General features: G+C 38.7%; 16 protein-coding genes. 11 read left to right on the forward strand and 5 right to left on the reverse strand.

Going from position 1 to position 17,464, the window contains the following annotated elements; translation table 11 throughout:
• Window positions 1-157 precede the first annotated feature (157 nt).
• Both sdhE and M1F03_RS06860 read left to right on the forward strand, forming a co-directional pair.
• A complete protein-coding gene (sdhE, locus tag M1F03_RS06855; RefSeq protein ID WP_154624313.1) occupies window positions 158-424 on the forward strand; it encodes an FAD assembly factor SdhE in 267 nt (88 codons plus the stop codon).
• Window positions 405-815: a protein YgfX gene (locus tag M1F03_RS06860; protein WP_163860914.1), complete on the forward strand. Its 411-nt coding sequence runs from the start codon at window positions 405-407 to the stop codon at window positions 813-815. Before sdhE ends, M1F03_RS06860 begins: the two co-directional genes overlap by 20 nt.
• Window positions 816-859: 44 nt before the next feature.
• Here the strand turns inward: M1F03_RS06860 and fldB are convergent, their stop codons facing one another.
• Window positions 860-1,378 (reverse strand): flavodoxin FldB, encoded by a 519-nt coding sequence (gene fldB, locus M1F03_RS06865; RefSeq protein WP_154624312.1) that lies wholly within the window; start codon window positions 1,376-1,378, stop codon window positions 860-862.
• A gap of 84 nt (window positions 1,379-1,462) precedes the next feature.
• Here fldB and xerD point away from each other — a divergent pair, with 84 nt between their 5' ends.
• From xerD to M1F03_RS06900, 7 genes are all read left to right on the forward strand, one after another.
• Window positions 1,463-2,386, forward strand: a complete 924-nt coding sequence (xerD, locus tag M1F03_RS06870) for a site-specific tyrosine recombinase XerD (RefSeq protein ID WP_154624329.1) — start codon at window positions 1,463-1,465, stop codon at window positions 2,384-2,386.
• A 19-nt stretch (window positions 2,387-2,405) separates the two neighbouring features.
• Complete coding sequence (gene dsbC, locus M1F03_RS06875; protein ID WP_154624311.1) at window positions 2,406-3,107, forward strand: bifunctional protein-disulfide isomerase/oxidoreductase DsbC; 702 nt, start codon at window positions 2,406-2,408, stop codon at window positions 3,105-3,107.
• Between the two features lie 9 nt (window positions 3,108-3,116).
• Window positions 3,117-4,850 carry a single-stranded-DNA-specific exonuclease RecJ gene (gene recJ, locus M1F03_RS06880; RefSeq protein ID WP_196713356.1) on the forward strand — a complete coding sequence of 578 codons (1,734 nt, stop codon included), beginning with the start codon at window positions 3,117-3,119 and terminating at the stop codon, window positions 4,848-4,850.
• 137 nt (window positions 4,851-4,987) lie between these two features.
• A protein-coding gene (gene prfB, locus M1F03_RS06885) for a peptide chain release factor 2 (protein WP_154624310.1) occupies window positions 4,988-6,089 on the forward strand; the annotation gives its coding sequence in 2 pieces (ribosomal slippage) (window positions 4,988-5,065 and window positions 5,067-6,089; 1,101 coding nt in all).
• Between the two features lie 7 nt (window positions 6,090-6,096).
• Window positions 6,097-7,614, forward strand: a complete 1,518-nt coding sequence (gene lysS, locus M1F03_RS06890; protein ID WP_154624309.1) for a lysine--tRNA ligase — start codon at window positions 6,097-6,099, stop codon at window positions 7,612-7,614.
• A 629-nt stretch (window positions 7,615-8,243) separates the two neighbouring features.
• Complete coding sequence (locus tag M1F03_RS06895; protein ID WP_154625090.1) at window positions 8,244-8,780, forward strand: hypothetical protein; 537 nt, start codon at window positions 8,244-8,246, stop codon at window positions 8,778-8,780.
• A 26-nt stretch (window positions 8,781-8,806) separates the two neighbouring features.
• A complete protein-coding gene (locus M1F03_RS06900; RefSeq protein ID WP_251463866.1) occupies window positions 8,807-11,995 on the forward strand; it encodes a hypothetical protein in 3,189 nt (1,062 codons plus the stop codon).
• Window positions 11,996-12,269: 274 nt separating this feature from the next.
• Here the strand turns inward: M1F03_RS06900 and M1F03_RS06905 are convergent, their stop codons facing one another.
• The 3 genes from M1F03_RS06905 to M1F03_RS06915 form a co-directional block, all read right to left on the reverse strand.
• On the reverse strand, window positions 12,270-13,085 hold the full coding sequence (locus tag M1F03_RS06905) for a helix-turn-helix transcriptional regulator (RefSeq protein ID WP_251463868.1): 816 nt from the start codon (window positions 13,083-13,085) through the stop codon (window positions 12,270-12,272).
• Window positions 13,086-13,987: 902 nt separating this feature from the next.
• Window positions 13,988-14,347: a nitrous oxide-stimulated promoter family protein gene (locus M1F03_RS06910; protein ID WP_251463870.1), complete on the reverse strand. Its 360-nt coding sequence runs from the start codon at window positions 14,345-14,347 to the stop codon at window positions 13,988-13,990.
• Between the two features lie 233 nt (window positions 14,348-14,580).
• Window positions 14,581-14,799: a DUF465 domain-containing protein gene (locus tag M1F03_RS06915; RefSeq protein ID WP_154635748.1), complete on the reverse strand. Its 219-nt coding sequence runs from the start codon at window positions 14,797-14,799 to the stop codon at window positions 14,581-14,583.
• A 269-nt stretch (window positions 14,800-15,068) separates the two neighbouring features.
• On the opposite strand from M1F03_RS06915, the gene eco reads away from it, so the two are divergent.
• Window positions 15,069-15,545: a serine protease inhibitor ecotin gene (gene eco / locus M1F03_RS06920; RefSeq protein ID WP_154624155.1), complete on the forward strand. Its 477-nt coding sequence runs from the start codon at window positions 15,069-15,071 to the stop codon at window positions 15,543-15,545.
• 60 nt (window positions 15,546-15,605) lie between these two features.
• On the opposite strand, the gene M1F03_RS06925 is transcribed toward eco, so the two are convergent.
• Window positions 15,606-16,043 (reverse strand): universal stress protein, encoded by a 438-nt coding sequence (locus tag M1F03_RS06925; RefSeq protein ID WP_154624154.1) that lies wholly within the window; start codon window positions 16,041-16,043, stop codon window positions 15,606-15,608.
• Between the two features lie 297 nt (window positions 16,044-16,340).
• On the opposite strand from M1F03_RS06925, the gene M1F03_RS06930 reads away from it, so the two are divergent.
• Complete coding sequence (locus M1F03_RS06930) at window positions 16,341-17,270, forward strand: cation diffusion facilitator family transporter (protein WP_251463872.1); 930 nt, start codon at window positions 16,341-16,343, stop codon at window positions 17,268-17,270.
• Window positions 17,271-17,464: the final 194 nt, after the last annotated feature.

The following is a 17,464-nucleotide window of genomic DNA, read 5'->3' on the forward strand; positions in this document are numbered from 1 at the left end:
CAATATTTTTAATTATCATTCTTAGATAAAAGCGCCATGAGGCATGGAAATTAGCGACATTGTACTATAGGTCATGTTTTCCTAATCGATTATCTGTTAGAGTGTTGAAAATAATCAATCTTATCAGTTAAATGTAACAAAGTAAGGTCGTAACGGAATGGATATAGAGAACAAAGCAAGAATTCATTGGGCTTGCCGCCGTGGTATGCGTGAATTGGATATTTCCATCATGCCATTCTTTGAGTATGAGTATGATAGCCTTTCCGATAAGGACAAACAGACTTTCGTCCGTTTACTTGAGTGCGCTGATCCAGACCTATTTAACTGGTTAATGAATCACGGGCGTCCAGATGATGAAGAGTTGTTTGGTATGGTTAAATTGATTCAGGAAAGAAATAAAAATCGTGGTCCTGTGGAAATCTAATCTTTCCATTTCATGGAAGACACAACTTTTTTCAACCTGTGCACACGGGCTGGTAGGTTTTATTTTATTGGTAGCACCGTGGGCGCCAGGTAATTCCATGGTCTGGTTACCTTTACTTGCCATTGTGATTGCAAGTTGGGCTAAAAGCCAAAAAAGTATCAGTAAAATTAAAGGCACCGCAGTGCTCGTGAATGGCAACAAGGTGCAATGGAAAAAAAACGAGTGGAATATTATTAAGCAGCCGTGGTGTAGTCGTGTTGGTATATTATTGACGCTAAGTGCACTACAAGGTAAGCAACAAAAAATCCGCTTATGGATAGCAAAGGATGCGTTATCTGAAGAAAGCTGGCGTAATTTAAATCAACTATTACTGCAATATCCAGATATTTAATCTTAGATAATATTGCAGTAATAGAAAATATAACTATTAGATAGTTACAATAATTGTTCCAGCTCGGTTAAAATTTGCATACACCATTTGGCAATACGCTCATCGGTTTCTTCAAATTGGTTAACGTCATCTAACGCTAAACCAACAAATTGTGTTCCATCTTCAGTCAATGGTTTAGGACTTTCGAATTCATAACCATCGAGTGGCCAGAAACCGATAAATTTAACCCCTGTTGGTTTTAGCTGGTGGTAAAGCATACCGAGTGCATCGAGAAACCATTCACTATAGTCAATTTGGTCGCCCATCCCATACATGGCAACAATCTTGTTGTTCAAATCAAGTTTGGGAAGTGCATCCCAAATGGCTAGCCAGTCTTCTTGTATTTCACCAAAATCCCACGTAGGGATCCCCAAAATTAAGGTGTCATACTGTTCCATTAATTCAGGAGGTGTGTCGTTGACGTTATGTAATGTCACTAAATCGTCGCCGAGGATATCGCGTATTTTTTCAGCGACGATTTCGGTATAACAAGTACTAGAACCGTAAAAGAGACCTATTTTCATGTTAATGTAACTAGTTTTCATTGCAGTAGAGAGGTATTGTAACAGAATGAATGCTATTCGGGCAGACTCGATTGTGTGGTAATGATGAAGGGGAACACAGGTAGCGTGGAAATAAAACAACTTAATCCATTAATTGAGCAGTTTCTTGATACAATTTGGTTGGAACAGGATCTCGCTGAAAATACCTTAGCATCTTATCGTTTAGATTTGCAATCACTCGATAAATGGTTAGACGCGAACCAATTGCATTTAGAAAATGTTCAATCGATAGATTTGCAAACTTTTCTGGCTGAACGTATTGATAGTGGTTATAAAGCAGCAAGTTCAGCGCGTTTGCTGAGCGCGATTCGTCGGTTATTTCAATATTTATGCCGTGAAAAAATACGGAACGATGACCCTTCAGCGGTGATTGCAGCACCTAAAATACCGCAGCGCTTGCCAAAAGATTTAAGCGAACAACAAGTTGAAGATTTGCTGAATGCCCCAGCAATTGAAGATTCACTGGAGCTTCGTGATAAGGCAATGCTTGAAGTCCTGTATGCCTGTGGGTTACGTGTTTCTGAGCTGGTCGGGTTAACATTCTCTGATATGAGTTTGCGGCAAGGTGTTATTCGCGTCGTCGGGAAGGGCGATAAAGAACGGTTGATCCCATTGGGAGAAGAAGCTATTTATTGGGTGGAAAAATATATTCAAGAAGGTAGACCTGAATTACTGAACGGCAAGGCTAGCGATGTGCTATTTCCAAGTAAACGTGGCACTCAAATGACGCGCCAGACATTTTGGCACCGTATTAAGCATTATGCTGTGATTGCGAATATAGATTCTGAAGCCTTATCACCCCACGTTCTACGTCATGCATTTGCGACCCATTTATTGAATCACGGCGCAGATTTACGCGTTGTGCAAATGTTGTTAGGACATAGTGATCTCTCTACTACACAAATTTATACACATGTCGCAACAGAACGTTTGCGCGTGTTACATGAGCAACACCACCCACGGGGGTAGTGTGCGTAAAAGGATAATTATGAAACGTAAATTATTATTATGGGCAGCTTGCATTGCGACATTTTCCACATCGATACCTGCTGCAACTGACGATAAGGTTATCGAAGAAAAACTGGCAAGGTATAACATATCTGTGGAATCAATTAAGCCATCGCCAATCGTGGGGTTAAACACAATCGATACCTCAGATGGCATTATTTATGTCACTGATGATGGTAAATATCTGGTGCAAGGACCGATTTATGATTTAAGCGGCAAAGTGCCAGTCAATATTTCGAATCAGCCGTTGCTGAAAAAGGCTGATGCATTAAAAGATGAAATGATTGTATTTAAGGCACCGAAAGAGAAGTATGTCGTGACGGTATTTACCGATATCACCTGTGGTTACTGTAAAAAACTTCATGAGTCTGTGGGTGAACTCAATGATAAAGGCGTGACAGTACGCTACCTCGCATATCCTCGACAAGGTTTAAATCATGAGTCAGCAAAACAGATGGCATCAATTTGGTGTAATGCATTGCCTCAGAATGCGTTAACTAAAGCATTTAAGGGCGATGAAGTGGCGATCATTGATGATTGTAAAATTGATCTCAGTAAACATATGAAACTCGGTAGCCAGTTTAAAATGACAGGTACACCAGCGATTGTTTTACCTGATGGCCAGCTGCTTTCAGGTTATTTAGCCCCTGATGATCTTTTAAAAATACTCGAACAAAAATAGTTAACTATCGTGAATGTAGAAACTTTTTTACAACGGCGAACACTCGCGGATGACATGAAAACGTTGGACGGTTTTCCTGAGATCCTTCAGCGAGTTTATGCCCATAGAGGCATTACTGATATTGCTCAATTAGAACGTAAAGCGGCTAACTTATTGGATTACCGTGCATTATCAGGTATCGATCATGCGCTATCACTGCTGTATGACGCACTCGAAAACCATCGCGTTATCACGATTGTTGGTGATTTCGATGCTGATGGTGCAACGAGTACCGCACTCGCGATTCGCGCCTTGAAAGCGATGGGGTATGTAAACCTAAATTACATTGTGCCAAATCGATTTGAAAATGGTTATGGATTAACCCCTTTAGTCGTGGAGGAAGCCCATCATCGAGGGGCCGACCTTATCATTACCGTTGATAATGGTATCTCCTCACATGAAGGGGTCGAATTTGCCCATCAACTTGATATTAAAGTGATAGTTACCGACCACCATTTACCTGGAGAAACGTTACCCAAGGCAGATGCGATCATTAATCCTAATTTAGAAAACTGCCAGTTTGCCTCTAAATCCTTAGCGGGAGTCGGGGTCACATTTTATCTGATGTCAGCATTACGAGCGAAATTACGACAAGAAGGCTGGTTTGTTAAGCAAGGCCTAAAAGAACCTAATTTAGCCGAATATTTAGACTTAGTTGCGCTTGGAACGGTTGCCGATGTGGTGCCTCTTGATACAAATAACCGTATTTTAGTGCATCAAGGATTAAACCGAGTAAGAGCAGGGCGCTGCTGTGCGGGCATTAAAGCGCTTATTGAGGTCTCAAAGCGAGAATGTTCTCGCCTAGTCGCCAATGACTTTGGTTTTGCGTTAGGTCCTCGATTGAATGCGGCAGGGCGTTTGGATGATATGTCAGTCAGTATTGAATTATTACTGACTGATGATATGGCTTATGCGAGAGAACTGGCTAACGAACTGGATGGTTTGAACCAAGCTCGACGCGAAATTGAAGTGGGTATGCAGCAAGAGGCCTCTGTTTTATTTAATAAAATTGAGTATGGAGACAGCCAGCTACCGAATGGTCTGGCGATTTATCACCCCGAATGGCATCAAGGTGTGGTGGGTATTTTGGCTTCAAGAATTAAAGAACAATACCATCGTCCCGTCATTGCTTTTGCGCCCGCAGGAGATGGCACTCTCAAAGGTTCTGGACGCTCAGTGCCCGGTGTGCATATGCGCGATGCATTAGAGCGTTTAAATACCTTACAGCCTGGACTTATGCAAAAATTTGGTGGACATGCGATGGCTGCCGGGCTAAGCCTTGAGGAAACTAAATTTGAATTATTTAAGCACCATTTTGAGTTATTGATGGGGGAGCTCATTCATCCTGAACAATTAGCCGGTGTGGTCTGGAGTGATGGTGAATTGAAACAGAATGAGTACACGCTAGAAACAGCAGAGTTGTTACGTGAAAGTGGCCCGTGGGGGCAAGCATTCCCCGAGCCTGTGTTTGATGGGCACTTTCAACTTTTACAACAACGAATCGTCGGTGAGCGTCATCTTAAATTGATGTTAGAACCTGTCAGTGGTGGGCCGATGCTCGATGCCATTATGTTTAATATCGATGTACGGCGGTGGCCTGACCATAGTGTCAAACGCGCTAAGATAGCGTTTAAACTTGATGTGAATGAGTTTCGAGGGCAAAAGAGTGTGCAATTAATGATTGAACATATTTGGCCCGAATAATGCGTTTACCTTAGCCGAGCGTGTTTATTGCAATATTGATTTTCATGGTGCTATAAACTTTGCGGAAATTTCGTTATAATTGACGGTTTCTAAAGAATTCATTCTATTTATAACGACCAAACATAAGACATTGAAAAATGACGTTTGAAATAAACCCAGTAAAAAGTAAGATTCAGGACTTGTCTGAGCGCACAGCGGTTCTTAGGGGGTATCTTTGACTATGATGCCAAGAAAGAACGCTTAGAAGAAGTTAACGCAGAGCTTGAACAACCTGATGTTTGGAATGAGCCTGAAAGAGCACAGGCGTTAGGTAAAGAGCGCTCATCGCTTGAAGCTATCGTCGATACTATCGATCAGCTGACTCAAGGCCTTGAAGATGTAGAAGGTTTACTTGAACTGGCAATTGAAGCCGATGATGAAGATACCTTTAATGAAGCGGGTGAAGAGCTAAATCAGCTACAGGGCAAATTAGAACAACTTGAGTTTCGCCGGATGTTCTCTGGTGAATATGACAGTGCCGATTGCTATATCGATCTACAAGCCGGCTCTGGTGGTACGGAAGCGCAAGATTGGGCAAGTATGCTGATGCGTATGTATCTCCGTTGGGCTGAATCGAAAGGTTTCAAAACAGAAATTATTGAAGAGTCAGACGGTGACGTTGCCGGTTTAAAATCCGCAACAATTAAAGTCATTGGGGATTACGCGTACGGATGGCTTAAAACCGAGTCCGGTGTTCATCGCTTAGTTCGTAAAAGTCCCTTTGACTCTGGTGGGCGTCGTCATACTTCATTTAGTTCAGCATTTATTTACCCAGAAGTTGATGACGATATTGATATCGAAATTAACCCAGCTGATTTACGCATTGATGTGTACCGTGCGTCTGGTGCGGGTGGGCAGCACGTCAACAAAACAGAATCAGCGGTACGTATTACCCACATACCGACCAATATTGTGACCCAGTGTCAAAATGACCGCTCGCAACATAAAAACAAAGATCAAGCTATGCGCCAGTTGAAAGCGAAGCTGTACGAACTGGAAATGCAGAAAAAGAATGCTGACAAACAAGCGATGGAAGAGAATAAATCGGATATTGGTTGGGGAAGCCAAATTCGTTCTTATGTCCTTGATGATGCACGTATTAAAGATTTACGTACTGGTGTGGAAACGCGAAATACGCAAGCCGTACTGGATGGTGATTTGGATAAATTCATTGAAGCTAGCTTGAAAGCTGGCCTGTGAGGAAAAAATGTCTCAGCAACAACAGGGCGCAGAACAAGCCCCCGATTTGAATAACGAATTAAAAACACGTAGAGAAAAACTGGTCACTTTACGTGAAAAAGGGGTTCCATTCCCAAATGATTTCCGTCGTGATATCACGTCGGATAAGATCCACGCACAGTACGATGAAAAATCCGCAGAAGAACTCGAAGATTTAAACATCGAAGTTGCCATTGCGGGCCGTATGATGACGCGCCGTATTATGGGGAAAGCATCATTTGCGACACTGCAAGATGTGGGTGGTCGTATTCAAATTTATGTTTCTCGCGATGATTTAGCGGAAGGCGTTTATAACGAACAATTTAAGAAATGGGATTTAGGCGATATTTTAGGTGCAAAAGGTCGCTTATTTAAAACCAAAACAGGTGAATTAACCGTTCACTGCCACGAAGTGCGTTTGTTAACCAAAGCATTACGTCCGTTACCAGACAAGTTCCACGGTCTAGCCGATCAGGAAACTCGTTATCGTCAACGTTACCTTGACCTAATTGCTAATGATGAATCACGCCATACCTTCATGGTTCGTTCTAAAATCTTGGCCGAATTACGCAATTTTATGGTAGGCAAAGGCTTTATGGAAGTTGAAACACCAATGATGCAGGTCATTCCTGGTGGTGCTTCTGCTCGTCCATTTATTACCCACCATAATGCACTTGATATTGACATGTACTTGCGTATTGCGCCTGAGCTATATCTAAAGCGTTTGGTTGTTGGTGGCTTCGAGCGTGTGTTTGAAATCAACCGTAACTTCCGTAATGAAGGTTTATCACCACGTCATAACCCTGAGTTCACTATGATGGAACTCTATATGGCATATGCGGACTATCGCGACTTGATCGACTTGACCGAGGAATTATTCCGTACGCTAGCGCAAAAAGTACTTGGTAACACCGTGGTGAAATATGGTGATCAAGAGTTCGATTTTGGCAAACCATTTGCCAAATTGACAATGAAAGAAGCCATTTGCAAGTATCGTCCTGAAACCAATGTTGCCGATTTGGATGACATGGATAAAGCGGTTGCGATTGCACAATCTCTTGGTATTAAGATTGAAAAGAGTTGGGGATTAGGACGTGTTCAGTGTGAAATTTTCGAAGAAGTTGCTGAAAGTCATTTGATCCAGCCAACGTTTATCATTGAATACCCAGCGGAAGTTTCGCCTTTGGCACGTCGTAATGATGACAATCCGTTTATTACGGATCGTTTTGAATTCTTTATTGGTGGCCGTGAAATCGGTAATGGTTTCTCTGAGTTGAATGATGCAGAAGACCAAGCGGAACGTTTTGCTGAACAAGTTCGTCATAAAGATGAAGGCGATGATGAAGCAATGTTCTATGATGAAGACTATGTGACGGCATTAGAACATGGTTTACCACCAACTGCTGGGTTAGGCATTGGTATTGACCGTATGGTGATGTTGTTTACCGACAGCCATACTATTCGTGATGTTATTTTATTCCCTGCATTACGCCCATCTAAAGCTTAATTTGATACCATCATTATGCCCAGATATTTCTGGGCATAATTTTATCTCATCCCAAACTATTTAATTCATAAAAGAAGACCGTCTAACACGATAAAATCGTAACTTAAGTGAAACTGATTGAGTGATATATTTGTATGGTAATAGATATAGATTATCTATTATTCCCAAGTAGGTAAAAACACATAATCAATATCAATTATATTGATAACATATTAAGTGTAATTTATTTAAGCCAATGCCAATCATGTAACGCTGTCAATTTATTTTTTTGTTAGAAAATATTTCTCAATTGAAATATTTTACTTTATTCGAAAAATCAATTTCCTATAGCGACTCGCTTGAGATAACTGATCATTTACCAAATAAAAGTTACCACTCGGTTTGTAAGATGATAATTTGTTGTCGTGATTATTTATAAAACTCAAATTAAGTGTTCTTTAGTTTATTGTCACATTAAAAAGAGTGTGGTTAGTTCTGATTTAATGCTAAGATTAAAATAATTAACCAAAATTTATGAGATGAATCTATTTCTAGATTGGGGATTATAGAAAATAGATAAATTTTAGCTTACACTAGGTTTCTTGGATCTCATTATAATAGCGAAGAAAAAGTGCTGGTAAGGTAACCATATGTTTTTAAAAGATAAATTTATTGTTGCATCTCTGCTTTTAGTTGGGACGACGATGCTCTCTGGCTGTTCTTTGGGCTATCACACGGATAATACAGAGAAAAAGGAAGCGATAACCTCAACCGCATCTGCTTCTAATTCTTCTGAAACAAAACAGCAGTATATGGATTATTCCTATGCTGATTCCCAGTCTGCTTTAAACTCGGCTATTAGTAAAAAACCGACAGAACAGCGTTCGATGGGATTAAATGCCACTGGAAATGACCAAGAATCATTTCAACATTTAAATACCTGCATTAAAGAGCTTAATGCTTTAAAAACACTGTCGCCAGCAGATTACAATCGCTTAGTTGGTTCGTTTAAAGAGGTGAGCGAAATAAATCAACTCTATAAACAAGTCTCCTCAACAGCGAGTCCAGATACGATCGAATTATTACAGATGGCAATAGAAGCTAAAACAAAGGTGCTTTGTGCCAAAGTTCGTTATAACTCAGTCTTGTCTACCGAATCAACATTGGAAAAAATTAGTGGATTATGAGAATTAACCTAAGGCTTTGTATATCATTGGCCATTTTTTCGGCTACTTTTAGTCAATTAGCAAAATCGGATAGCTTTAATAACGTCATTGATGACTTTGACACTTACCTGCAATTAGAGCAGGAAGGAAAATTGCCTGAAAAACCACTGAATATTCAAAGTCAGGGCTATGACTCATTTTCATCTTTACCACTTGCGCCTGAGCCAAAAGAAAAATCCAAATCTGCGGCGGGTAGAAACGTTGGGCAAGGAAAAACGTCTGTACGGACTCAGCCTAAGGCACAAGGTTCGGTAACGAAACAAACTCAGCCAAAAGTCACGACGACAAAGGTTGTTACACAACCAACAGAAAAAACAACGGTGCCGTTGTCTGAATGTCCATTACCTGAAAACACAACAGCACAACAAACTGGTTCAGCACACCAGTCTTTGCTATTGTCTTCCTACCCTTATTTCTTTAATTCAACGCAATGGCATCCCCAGTATTTATCGAAAGACTTTGCGAAATATCAGCTTGTTTTGGATCCGTTGGGGCTTTATTCCGCCAAATACTCAACCCATGTATTACGTGACAATACCGACTATTTAGAACAGCTCGCTGACTTATTAGCACAACAACAGTCAACACACTTATTTAAGTTTGGTGCTGCTCAAGGTGCTGGTCAGTTAATTGCTTATAAGCAGCTTTTAACTGATAGGCAATTAGTTGAAAAGTTAATCGCACATAATAAAAGTGTTGCGGAATTGAGCCATGAAATTGCTGAGAAGCAATTTGAAATAGAGCGCATTAATAACCAGCTGACTGAAAACAAGAATCAGGTTGCTTTATTAAGAGAAAAGCTAAATGCAACAGATGATAAAGAAACCATTGTATTACTCACCGATGAACTCACCGCGGTTAAAAATACGCTGACTGAAAAGCAACATAGTTTAGAACAACTGACATTAAATAATCAGCAAGCTCAGCAGGCCATTGACGCGCTTGAAAAGAAATTAAGTAACAGTATTCAAGCGCAAACAGCCGCTGAAAAGCAGTTAGCAGAAAAAGAGAAAGAACTCGTACGAGCACAATCACAATTTGAAAATGCACAGAAGCAAGTTCAACAATTAACCGAGCAATTGGCTAAATTAGAAACTGATGCAAAAGAACAAGCCGATAGGTTAAATAAAAGCAGTGATGAACAAGTTAAACTTGTCACGGCCTCCCTTGAAAAACAGAAGGAACTGCTGAAGCAAAAAGAAGCAGCTCTTCAGTTAGCTCAAAAACAAAATAGTGATATTCAAGCCGAATTGGCTAAGCAGCAAGAAACATCTAAAGCTTTTGAGGCTGAGCTAAAATTAGCGCAACAACAATTAAAAGCGGGTAAAGCAGAACAAGAAGCGTTAGCGAAGCAGTCTGTAAGCAACGAAAAAACACAGCAACAGCTGCAAGCGAAATTAGCGCAACAAGAACAGAATTATGCGACGGCGCAAGCGCAGTTGAAGCAAGCTAATGCGGATGTCGCACAGCTGCAAAAAGAGATTGAGAAGCAAAAACAGTTAATGACACAAGCGTCAGATCAACAGGTTAAAGCGTTGACCGCTGATCTGAACAAGCAAGTGGCGCTATTAAAGCAGCAAGAGCAGGCGTCGAAGAAAGCGGAAGCTGACAGCCAAGCGACCCGTGAGGCATTGGCACAGCAGCAGGCGGCAGCGAAGCAGCTAGCGGAACAAAATCAGCAGTTGCAAGCCAAGTTAAAAGAGCATGAGCAACAGGCAGCAAAACTGCAAGCCACGTTGACTGCACAGATGGCACAGTCTGAACAGAAGAAGAAGTTAGAGGCAGAACTAAAAGCTGCACAACAACAGCTACAATCTCAAAAAGCTGAACAAGAGGCGTTGGCGAAGCAGTCTGCAAGTAACGAAAAAACACAACAGCAACTGCAAGCGAAATTAGCGCAACAAGAACAGAATTATGCGACGGCGCAAGCGCAGTTGAAGCAAGCTAATGCGGATGTTGCACAGCTGCAAAAAGAGGTTGAGAAGCAAAAACAGTTAATGACACAAGCGTCAGATCAACAGGTTAAAGCGTTGACCGCTGATCTGAACCAGCAAGTGGCGTTATTGAAGCAGCAAGAGCAGGCGTCGAAGAAAGTGGAAGCTGACAGCCAAGCGACCCGTGAGGCATTGGCACAGCAGCAGGCAGCAGCGAAGCAGCTAGCGGAACAAAATCAGCAGTTGCAAGCCAAGTTAAAAGAGCATGAACAACAGGTTGCGAAATCGCAAATTATGTTAGCTGCTCAAATAGCGCAAGTAGAGCAGAAAAAAACGTTAGAAGCGGAACTGAAAGTCGCTCAGCAGCAACTGCAAACCCAAAAAGCAGAAATTGAAAAGCAAGTTAAAGAGCGTGAACAAAAAATTCAGCGCCTTGAGAGCGACGTTACTGCAAAAGATAAACAGGCCGTTGAAATTGACAAACGATTAGCAGAAGCTAATAAGCAAATCAGTGCATTAAAATTAGACGCTGAAAAGCTGAAAACGATTGATACAAAATATCAAGCTCAGCGTGCTGAATTAGAGAAATTGAAAAAGCAGCTGTCTGATAGTGCTCAATTGCAAAAAGAATTAGCAACCGCGAAAGAACAGTTGAAAACGTTGCAATCTGAGTTAAAGCAACAAAAATTCTTATCTTCAGATGAAGCACTGAAATCGCAAATTATGGAGCTGAATAAAAAGGTGATGCAGCTTCAAGAAGAGAACGATAAGCTAAAAGCAAAAGCATCGTCTACAGGTGCTGCTGCGGTTCGTCCATCTGTAAAACAACTCACACAGAAAGAACTCAATGCGATTGCGGAAGAAAATAAAAAACGCAATCAAAAAATGATTGAAGAAATCACCAGGCAGAAATATAGCAAACTTGATGCCTTTACGTATTATAAGATCCTACAAAAAGGTAAGCCAATTAGTAATGTGAAGAAGAAAAACATCACATTTATTATGCGTGAACAGCTTACCGATGGAACCGTGACGGTGTTATATACGGATAAGAATCCGGTCACATTACCTTATAATGAGTTACCTGTTCCGTTGAACTCATTTATTGAGAAGGCGGGTGAAGGGGGTATGGTTAAGGTTTATATCAAACCGGAAGGTGGTTATGGGGTTGATGGTATACCTGGACAAATACCACCAAACTCCATGTCAATTATCGATTTAAAAATCATTAGTGTTAAATAACGTATAACAGATCAAAAAAGGCCGTTTACATATTAGTAATACGGCCTTTTTTATGACGTTATCGATAGACATATTATTCACAAATTATCGATGCGATATAAAGGTTTAATTAATAGACTGTCCACCTCTAAACTAATAGCGTTGGTGGGATAAGAAAGGCAGTGTTTCATTACATGGCCATAAGATGTGCCTTTCTGTCAGTATACAGTGAATGGGCACTGCTATCACTGACAGGGCATGTATTCTTTGTCGTTTAGTTACTCAAATTAATTGGCTAACTTCTCGATTTACTAGGTGTAAATCCAAAGCGTTTACGGTAACTTTGGGTGAAATAAGATTGGCTTGAAAAACCCGCTTCCATTGATATTTCCACAATACTCATTTGAGTGTTGATGAGCAATTGGTGTGCATACATAATTCTTTTCTCACTAATCCATGAACGTGGTGAGGTTGAGTAAACAGTATTAAATAATTCTTTAAATGTTGTTAACCCCATACCGAAGGTTTTTGCAAATTCAGCAAGTTTCCATTCCTTTAAAAAATTATTTTCCATAAAATTCTGTAAACGTTCAGCCTGTCGATTGGTGAGTTGTCTTAGGTTTGAAAGTAGTTGTGATCCTTGCTCACTATAAGAGAGTAACAAAAGAAATTCAGAAATACGCAATGATTCCAGTAATGGTGGACATTGTTGTTTAATAAGGTTTTTAAAACTATTCTTTAGGTCATCAATAATGGCTGATGTGGTAAATTTAATCACATCATGGCTACTATTATCTGAGCGCTCAATTTCACTTAATTGGCTACCATAGTGATTCATGAACTCACGCAAAAATTGATCTTCTAAGGATATTGAAAGAAACTCACACTCAGATTCATAATCTAAAGTTTTTAAAGCATATGAACCTTGTTGATGATAAAGAATATCACCTGGGTGTAACATTTCTATTGTTGTCGGACTTTCCCATATTAAGGTTCCTTTTTCAATAATAAGTAATCCTTTTGTGGGACGTTCTATAATAGAATATGAGCTATTTTTATTAATAGCGGTTCTTTTTATACGACAATCAGTCACATTGTTATCATTTTGCATGACGCATCCTGTATGTTAATTCTATGTAGTCAAATGTTATTTTTTTAATTTAATATTAAATACCTTTGTTGTTTTAATCAGTGAAATATAAATTCACCTTCCTTTGATTGATTGAAATTATATAAACCTCATTTTTTTGTGTCACAGTTTAATTCTAAATATTAATAAATGTGTCTAAAGGTTGTTTTTACGAGTTATTTTGAGATTTATGACGTAAATAACGAATATTAACACATCTTGCCTTTTTTATTATCTGTTGATTTTGTTTATGCTGGTTTATTATTTTGGTTATTAGGTTTTGGCAGGATGAAAACTATTTTAAGGGATTTACTCAATTTCATTGTTTATTGATCTAGTTAGGGTTACTTACCGTTTTCAGTGTGTGAAGAAGAAATTTAGTTATATATTTTACTGTCATTTACCTCGATAAACATATAACTGATTAACAAAATTAATGATAGGAATTGTTAACTACGTCACTAATCAAATATAATTATCGTAACGATTAGTTATATATATTAAAGTCGTAAGACAATTCCTATTATTGAGACAATAATCTCATTTAACCCCAGTATTTTTGCGAATGAGCATTTTGAGTGAACATATAAACATGCATTTTAATTATTAGTTACCAAAGGGTATTAATTTTTAGAAAAACGTCACGATGGGATTTAAGATAAATACATTTCGTCATATAAGATGCAGGAAAACGCGATGTAAAGTGAGGGGAGGACTGGTAAAAGTTCACAGAGGTACAGTGATAAATTAATATCGACGGTTTTAACTGTAGATGAAGGAGTTTTTACTATTAATTAACAACCTTTCTATGCATCAGAAATAGGCTATATCAATAGAATTTTCATGATGGAATATTTTTAATCAAAACATAAGTCGTCTTGTTGTTAATTATTTGTATCTGACGACCTTCTTGGTTTTTTTGCAGGAAGTTCGGGAACTGGTTTTCTGTCATCTAATAAATGGCGTATTGCTAATATAGGATGATGAAAGAGCATTTTTGGCCCTGACCACCGCATAATCAGTTTCATTTGTTCACGCATTTTAGGCTGATAGCAATGTATTGGGCACTGTTTACAGGCGGGTTTTTGTTCTCCATAACGGCATTTTTCAAGGCGATTAATTGCATAATCATATAATTTTTGATATTGCTCTGGTGAGTCTGCGGAGGCGGGATGCGCCTTTTCATATATTTGGATCATTTTTTCAATAGTTTTAATTTCTCTTTGAATACGTTTACCGACCATTGAATCACCTCAATTTACGCAATAAATTGCATTTAATATACAACTTATTGCATTTAATAGAAAGTAAAGATAAACGCAAGTCACGTAAATGGCATAAGTTGATACTTATGCCATAATAAAATTAAAATTTATTGAGTAGGTCTATCAGTGAGATTAGATGACTTACAAAATTAAACACAACAATGTGGCGTGATAAGCCAAACGTCTCCTGCTATGACCTAGCCGATTGCGATTTAGACCTTATTGACGGATTGCATTATTTTTTGCATTTCGTCTTTTAAATGTAATTTTTCTTTTTTGAGTTTCACAACATGCTCGTTATAACCAGCACCGGACGGGCCTTCTAATTTGCTGATTTCTTTATCAAGCTGATGATGTTTTTCATAAAGGTTTTGAAAGCGGGGGTGTGTAGATATTAACTTTGAAACTAAATCTTGATCTGTAGATAACATACTACCTCCTCAGAATGTATTAAGCCTCACACTCAGTATAAGCATCGTCTATTATTTATGCATTATAACAAATAGGAATTTACATAGTTTTTATCAAATTTATGATCATTCCACTAAAATTAGCTATGATTAACTTTATTGAGATAGTTATATTTTCGTATTTTTAAAATTAAGAATCATCCAGAGTAGGAAAGTTAGACTTTTTAACTTATTCTAGATACATGATATGTATTTTCAGTTAGCTTTGTTATTTTTAATAGGATTTTATAATGAAAAAAGCGATTTTATCTGTAATGGCAGCAGCATTAGTGTCTTCTTGTGCAATGGCAACAGGGGAGTTGGAAAAGATCGCACCTTATCCTAAAGCGGAAAAGGGCATGACTCGTCATGTGATACAACTGCCTACAAAACCTAATGAAGATAACTTACAAGTCGAATTAGTTATCGGTAAGACGATTAAGGCTGACTGTAATCGCCAATGGTTTATGGGCGATTTAGAAGAAAAAACTTTAGAAGGCTGGGGATATAACTATTACAAGTTAGAAGATGTAAAAGGGCCAGCTGGAACGATGATGGCGTGTTCAGAGCCAGCGAAAGAGCGTTTTGTGACAACACAACTTGGTGATGATGCTTTTGTTCGTTATAACAGTAAACTACCTATTGTGGTTTATGCACCAAAAGAGATGGATGTGAAATACCGTATTTGGTCAACTGACGATCAGTTACTTGATTCGAGCAAAAAATAATTTGTCGTCATTTTGTCTTATCAGTGCCACATGATGATATGTGGCACTTTTTCTTAGCGTTTATCTAATGACCAGTACCGATGTCTTGGCATGGCGAACAAGCGTAGATGCGGTCGAACCAAGTAAATAGGTTGAGGCACTTGGTCGATGGGAACCTATTACAATTAAGTTAGCTTCGATATCATCGGCATAACTGAGAATTTCATCTTTGGCTGAACCAATGCCAATTTTACATACCATTTTGTCATCAGGGATATTGATGTCCTTGATCACTTCTTCTAACGCTCTGAGTGCGAGAATAGAACGCTCCGCTGAGTTTTTATGACTTTCAGGCAGAATAGTCACTTCAATACCAAAAAATAGTTCAGCGCTTGGGATCACTGATAAGAAGTGGATTTCAGGGGAACCTAATTTTGATAGCTCTTCAATATGTTTGATGATTTGTGGATTAAGCGAATCTTCTAGTAGGTCGATAGGGACTAAAATTTTATTATACATAACCACCTCATTCGTATGTTAATTGGCGCTATTATAGCAGCTAGCCGTTAATATAGTATAAGTGAGTTGTCTTTTGTTAATTACATTGGATTTAAATAGAAAAACGTCTTTTTTAGCTATTCAAATTAATATTATTTTATAGAAAGTGATGATTATTAATTAACAGAATAAGCGATAATTAAATAACAAGACTTTTCTTGTTTCTTATGTCAATATGAGTGGTGTTATTAGGTAACATATTGATTTAAAAGTTCATTTAAATGATAATTGTTTTGTTTTTCATTAAGAATATAGATTATGAATCAGCGTACGCAATCAGATACAACAGACAATGAGTTAACACTCCAACAACAAAAATTTCATGCCGCTAAAAAGAGCACATTGATTAGTGTGATCGTTAATATGCTGCTTTCGTTGTGGCAAATTATTATTGGTTTCATTTCTCATTCACAAGGTTTAATTGCAGATGGTATTCATACATTATCTGATTTGATTGCGGATTTTGTTGTTTTAATTGCCAACAAAAAAAGCCATAAGCAGCCTGATGACGATCATCCCTACGGACATTTTCGTTATGAAAATGGAGCATCTTTGATTTTAGGTGTGATTTTATTAATTGTTGGTGTTGGCATGATTTGGTCGGCAACACAAAAAATGCTTAATCCAGAGTTGATTCAAGAGGTGCATACAATTGCATTAGTGGCTGCATTGGTATCATTAATCGCCAAAGAAAGCCTCTTTCGCTATATGTTACGAGTGGCAAATCAAGTTAACTCGAGTATGTTGGTTGCGAATGCTTGGCATGCACGCTCTGACGCCGCCTCATCGTTAGTTGTGGCTATCGGGATCATAGGTAGTTTATGTGGCTTTAAAATTTTTGACCCTATCGCTGCATTGATCGTCGGGACTTTTGTTTTTCGTATGGGTTATAAATTTACATATCAGTCAATGCAAGATTTGATGGATAAAGGTGCCGATGAAGAAACATTACAAGAGATCCGTACCGTTCTTGATGGTATTGATGAAATCAAAGGCTTCCACGATTTAAAAACGCGTAAGTCGGGGGATTTTTATTTAGTCGATGTGCATTTGGAAGTCGATGGGAATTTATCGATCATTGCAGGTCATGAAATTGCGGTAAACGTCCGTGATAAGCTAATGGAAAATCCACAAATTCTTAATGTAATGACTCACTTAGATCCCTATGACAAAGAGTGCATTCATTAATTCATTACCCATAATCCACGTATAGCCAGAAAATAAGACTTTCTGGCTTCTTATTACAACCAGCATTTAGTTATTTGTATTTGCACACTAATCTTTTTTCTTGCCGACATACCAAGTCTTACTATTCCCTGTTACGCCTCATGCAACTTATTTTTGCCGATTGACCGCTTATTCAGCGTTATTGCCTCTATTTG

The organism is Providencia sp. PROV080, from assembly GCF_033688105.1.
GTDB lineage: Bacteria > Pseudomonadota > Gammaproteobacteria > Enterobacterales > Enterobacteriaceae > Providencia > Providencia zhejiangensis.

Excerpts from the sequence above, each read along its gene's own strand:
- sdhE (WP_154624313.1), top strand. The coding sequence starts at position 158 with ATGGATATAGAGAACAAAGCAAGAATTCATTGGGCTTGCCGCCGTGGT.
- fldB (WP_154624312.1), bottom strand. The coding sequence starts at position 1,378 with ATGAAAATAGGTCTCTTTTACGGTTCTAGTACTTGTTATACCGAAATC.
- xerD (WP_154624329.1), top strand. The coding sequence starts at position 1,463 with ATGAAGGGGAACACAGGTAGCGTGGAAATAAAACAACTTAATCCATTA.
- dsbC (WP_154624311.1), top strand. The coding sequence starts at position 2,406 with ATGAAACGTAAATTATTATTATGGGCAGCTTGCATTGCGACATTTTCC.
- lysS (WP_154624309.1), top strand. The coding sequence starts at position 6,097 with ATGTCTCAGCAACAACAGGGCGCAGAACAAGCCCCCGATTTGAATAAC.
- M1F03_RS06895 (WP_154625090.1), top strand. The coding sequence starts at position 8,244 with ATGTTTTTAAAAGATAAATTTATTGTTGCATCTCTGCTTTTAGTTGGG.
- M1F03_RS06905 (WP_251463868.1), bottom strand. The coding sequence starts at position 13,085 with ATGCAAAATGATAACAATGTGACTGATTGTCGTATAAAAAGAACCGCT.
- M1F03_RS06910 (WP_251463870.1), bottom strand. The coding sequence starts at position 14,347 with ATGGTCGGTAAACGTATTCAAAGAGAAATTAAAACTATTGAAAAAATG.
- M1F03_RS06915 (WP_154635748.1), bottom strand. The coding sequence starts at position 14,799 with ATGTTATCTACAGATCAAGATTTAGTTTCAAAGTTAATATCTACACAC.
- eco (WP_154624155.1), top strand. The coding sequence starts at position 15,069 with ATGAAAAAAGCGATTTTATCTGTAATGGCAGCAGCATTAGTGTCTTCT.
- M1F03_RS06925 (WP_154624154.1), bottom strand. The coding sequence starts at position 16,043 with ATGTATAATAAAATTTTAGTCCCTATCGACCTACTAGAAGATTCGCTT.
- M1F03_RS06930 (WP_251463872.1), top strand. The coding sequence starts at position 16,341 with ATGAATCAGCGTACGCAATCAGATACAACAGACAATGAGTTAACACTC.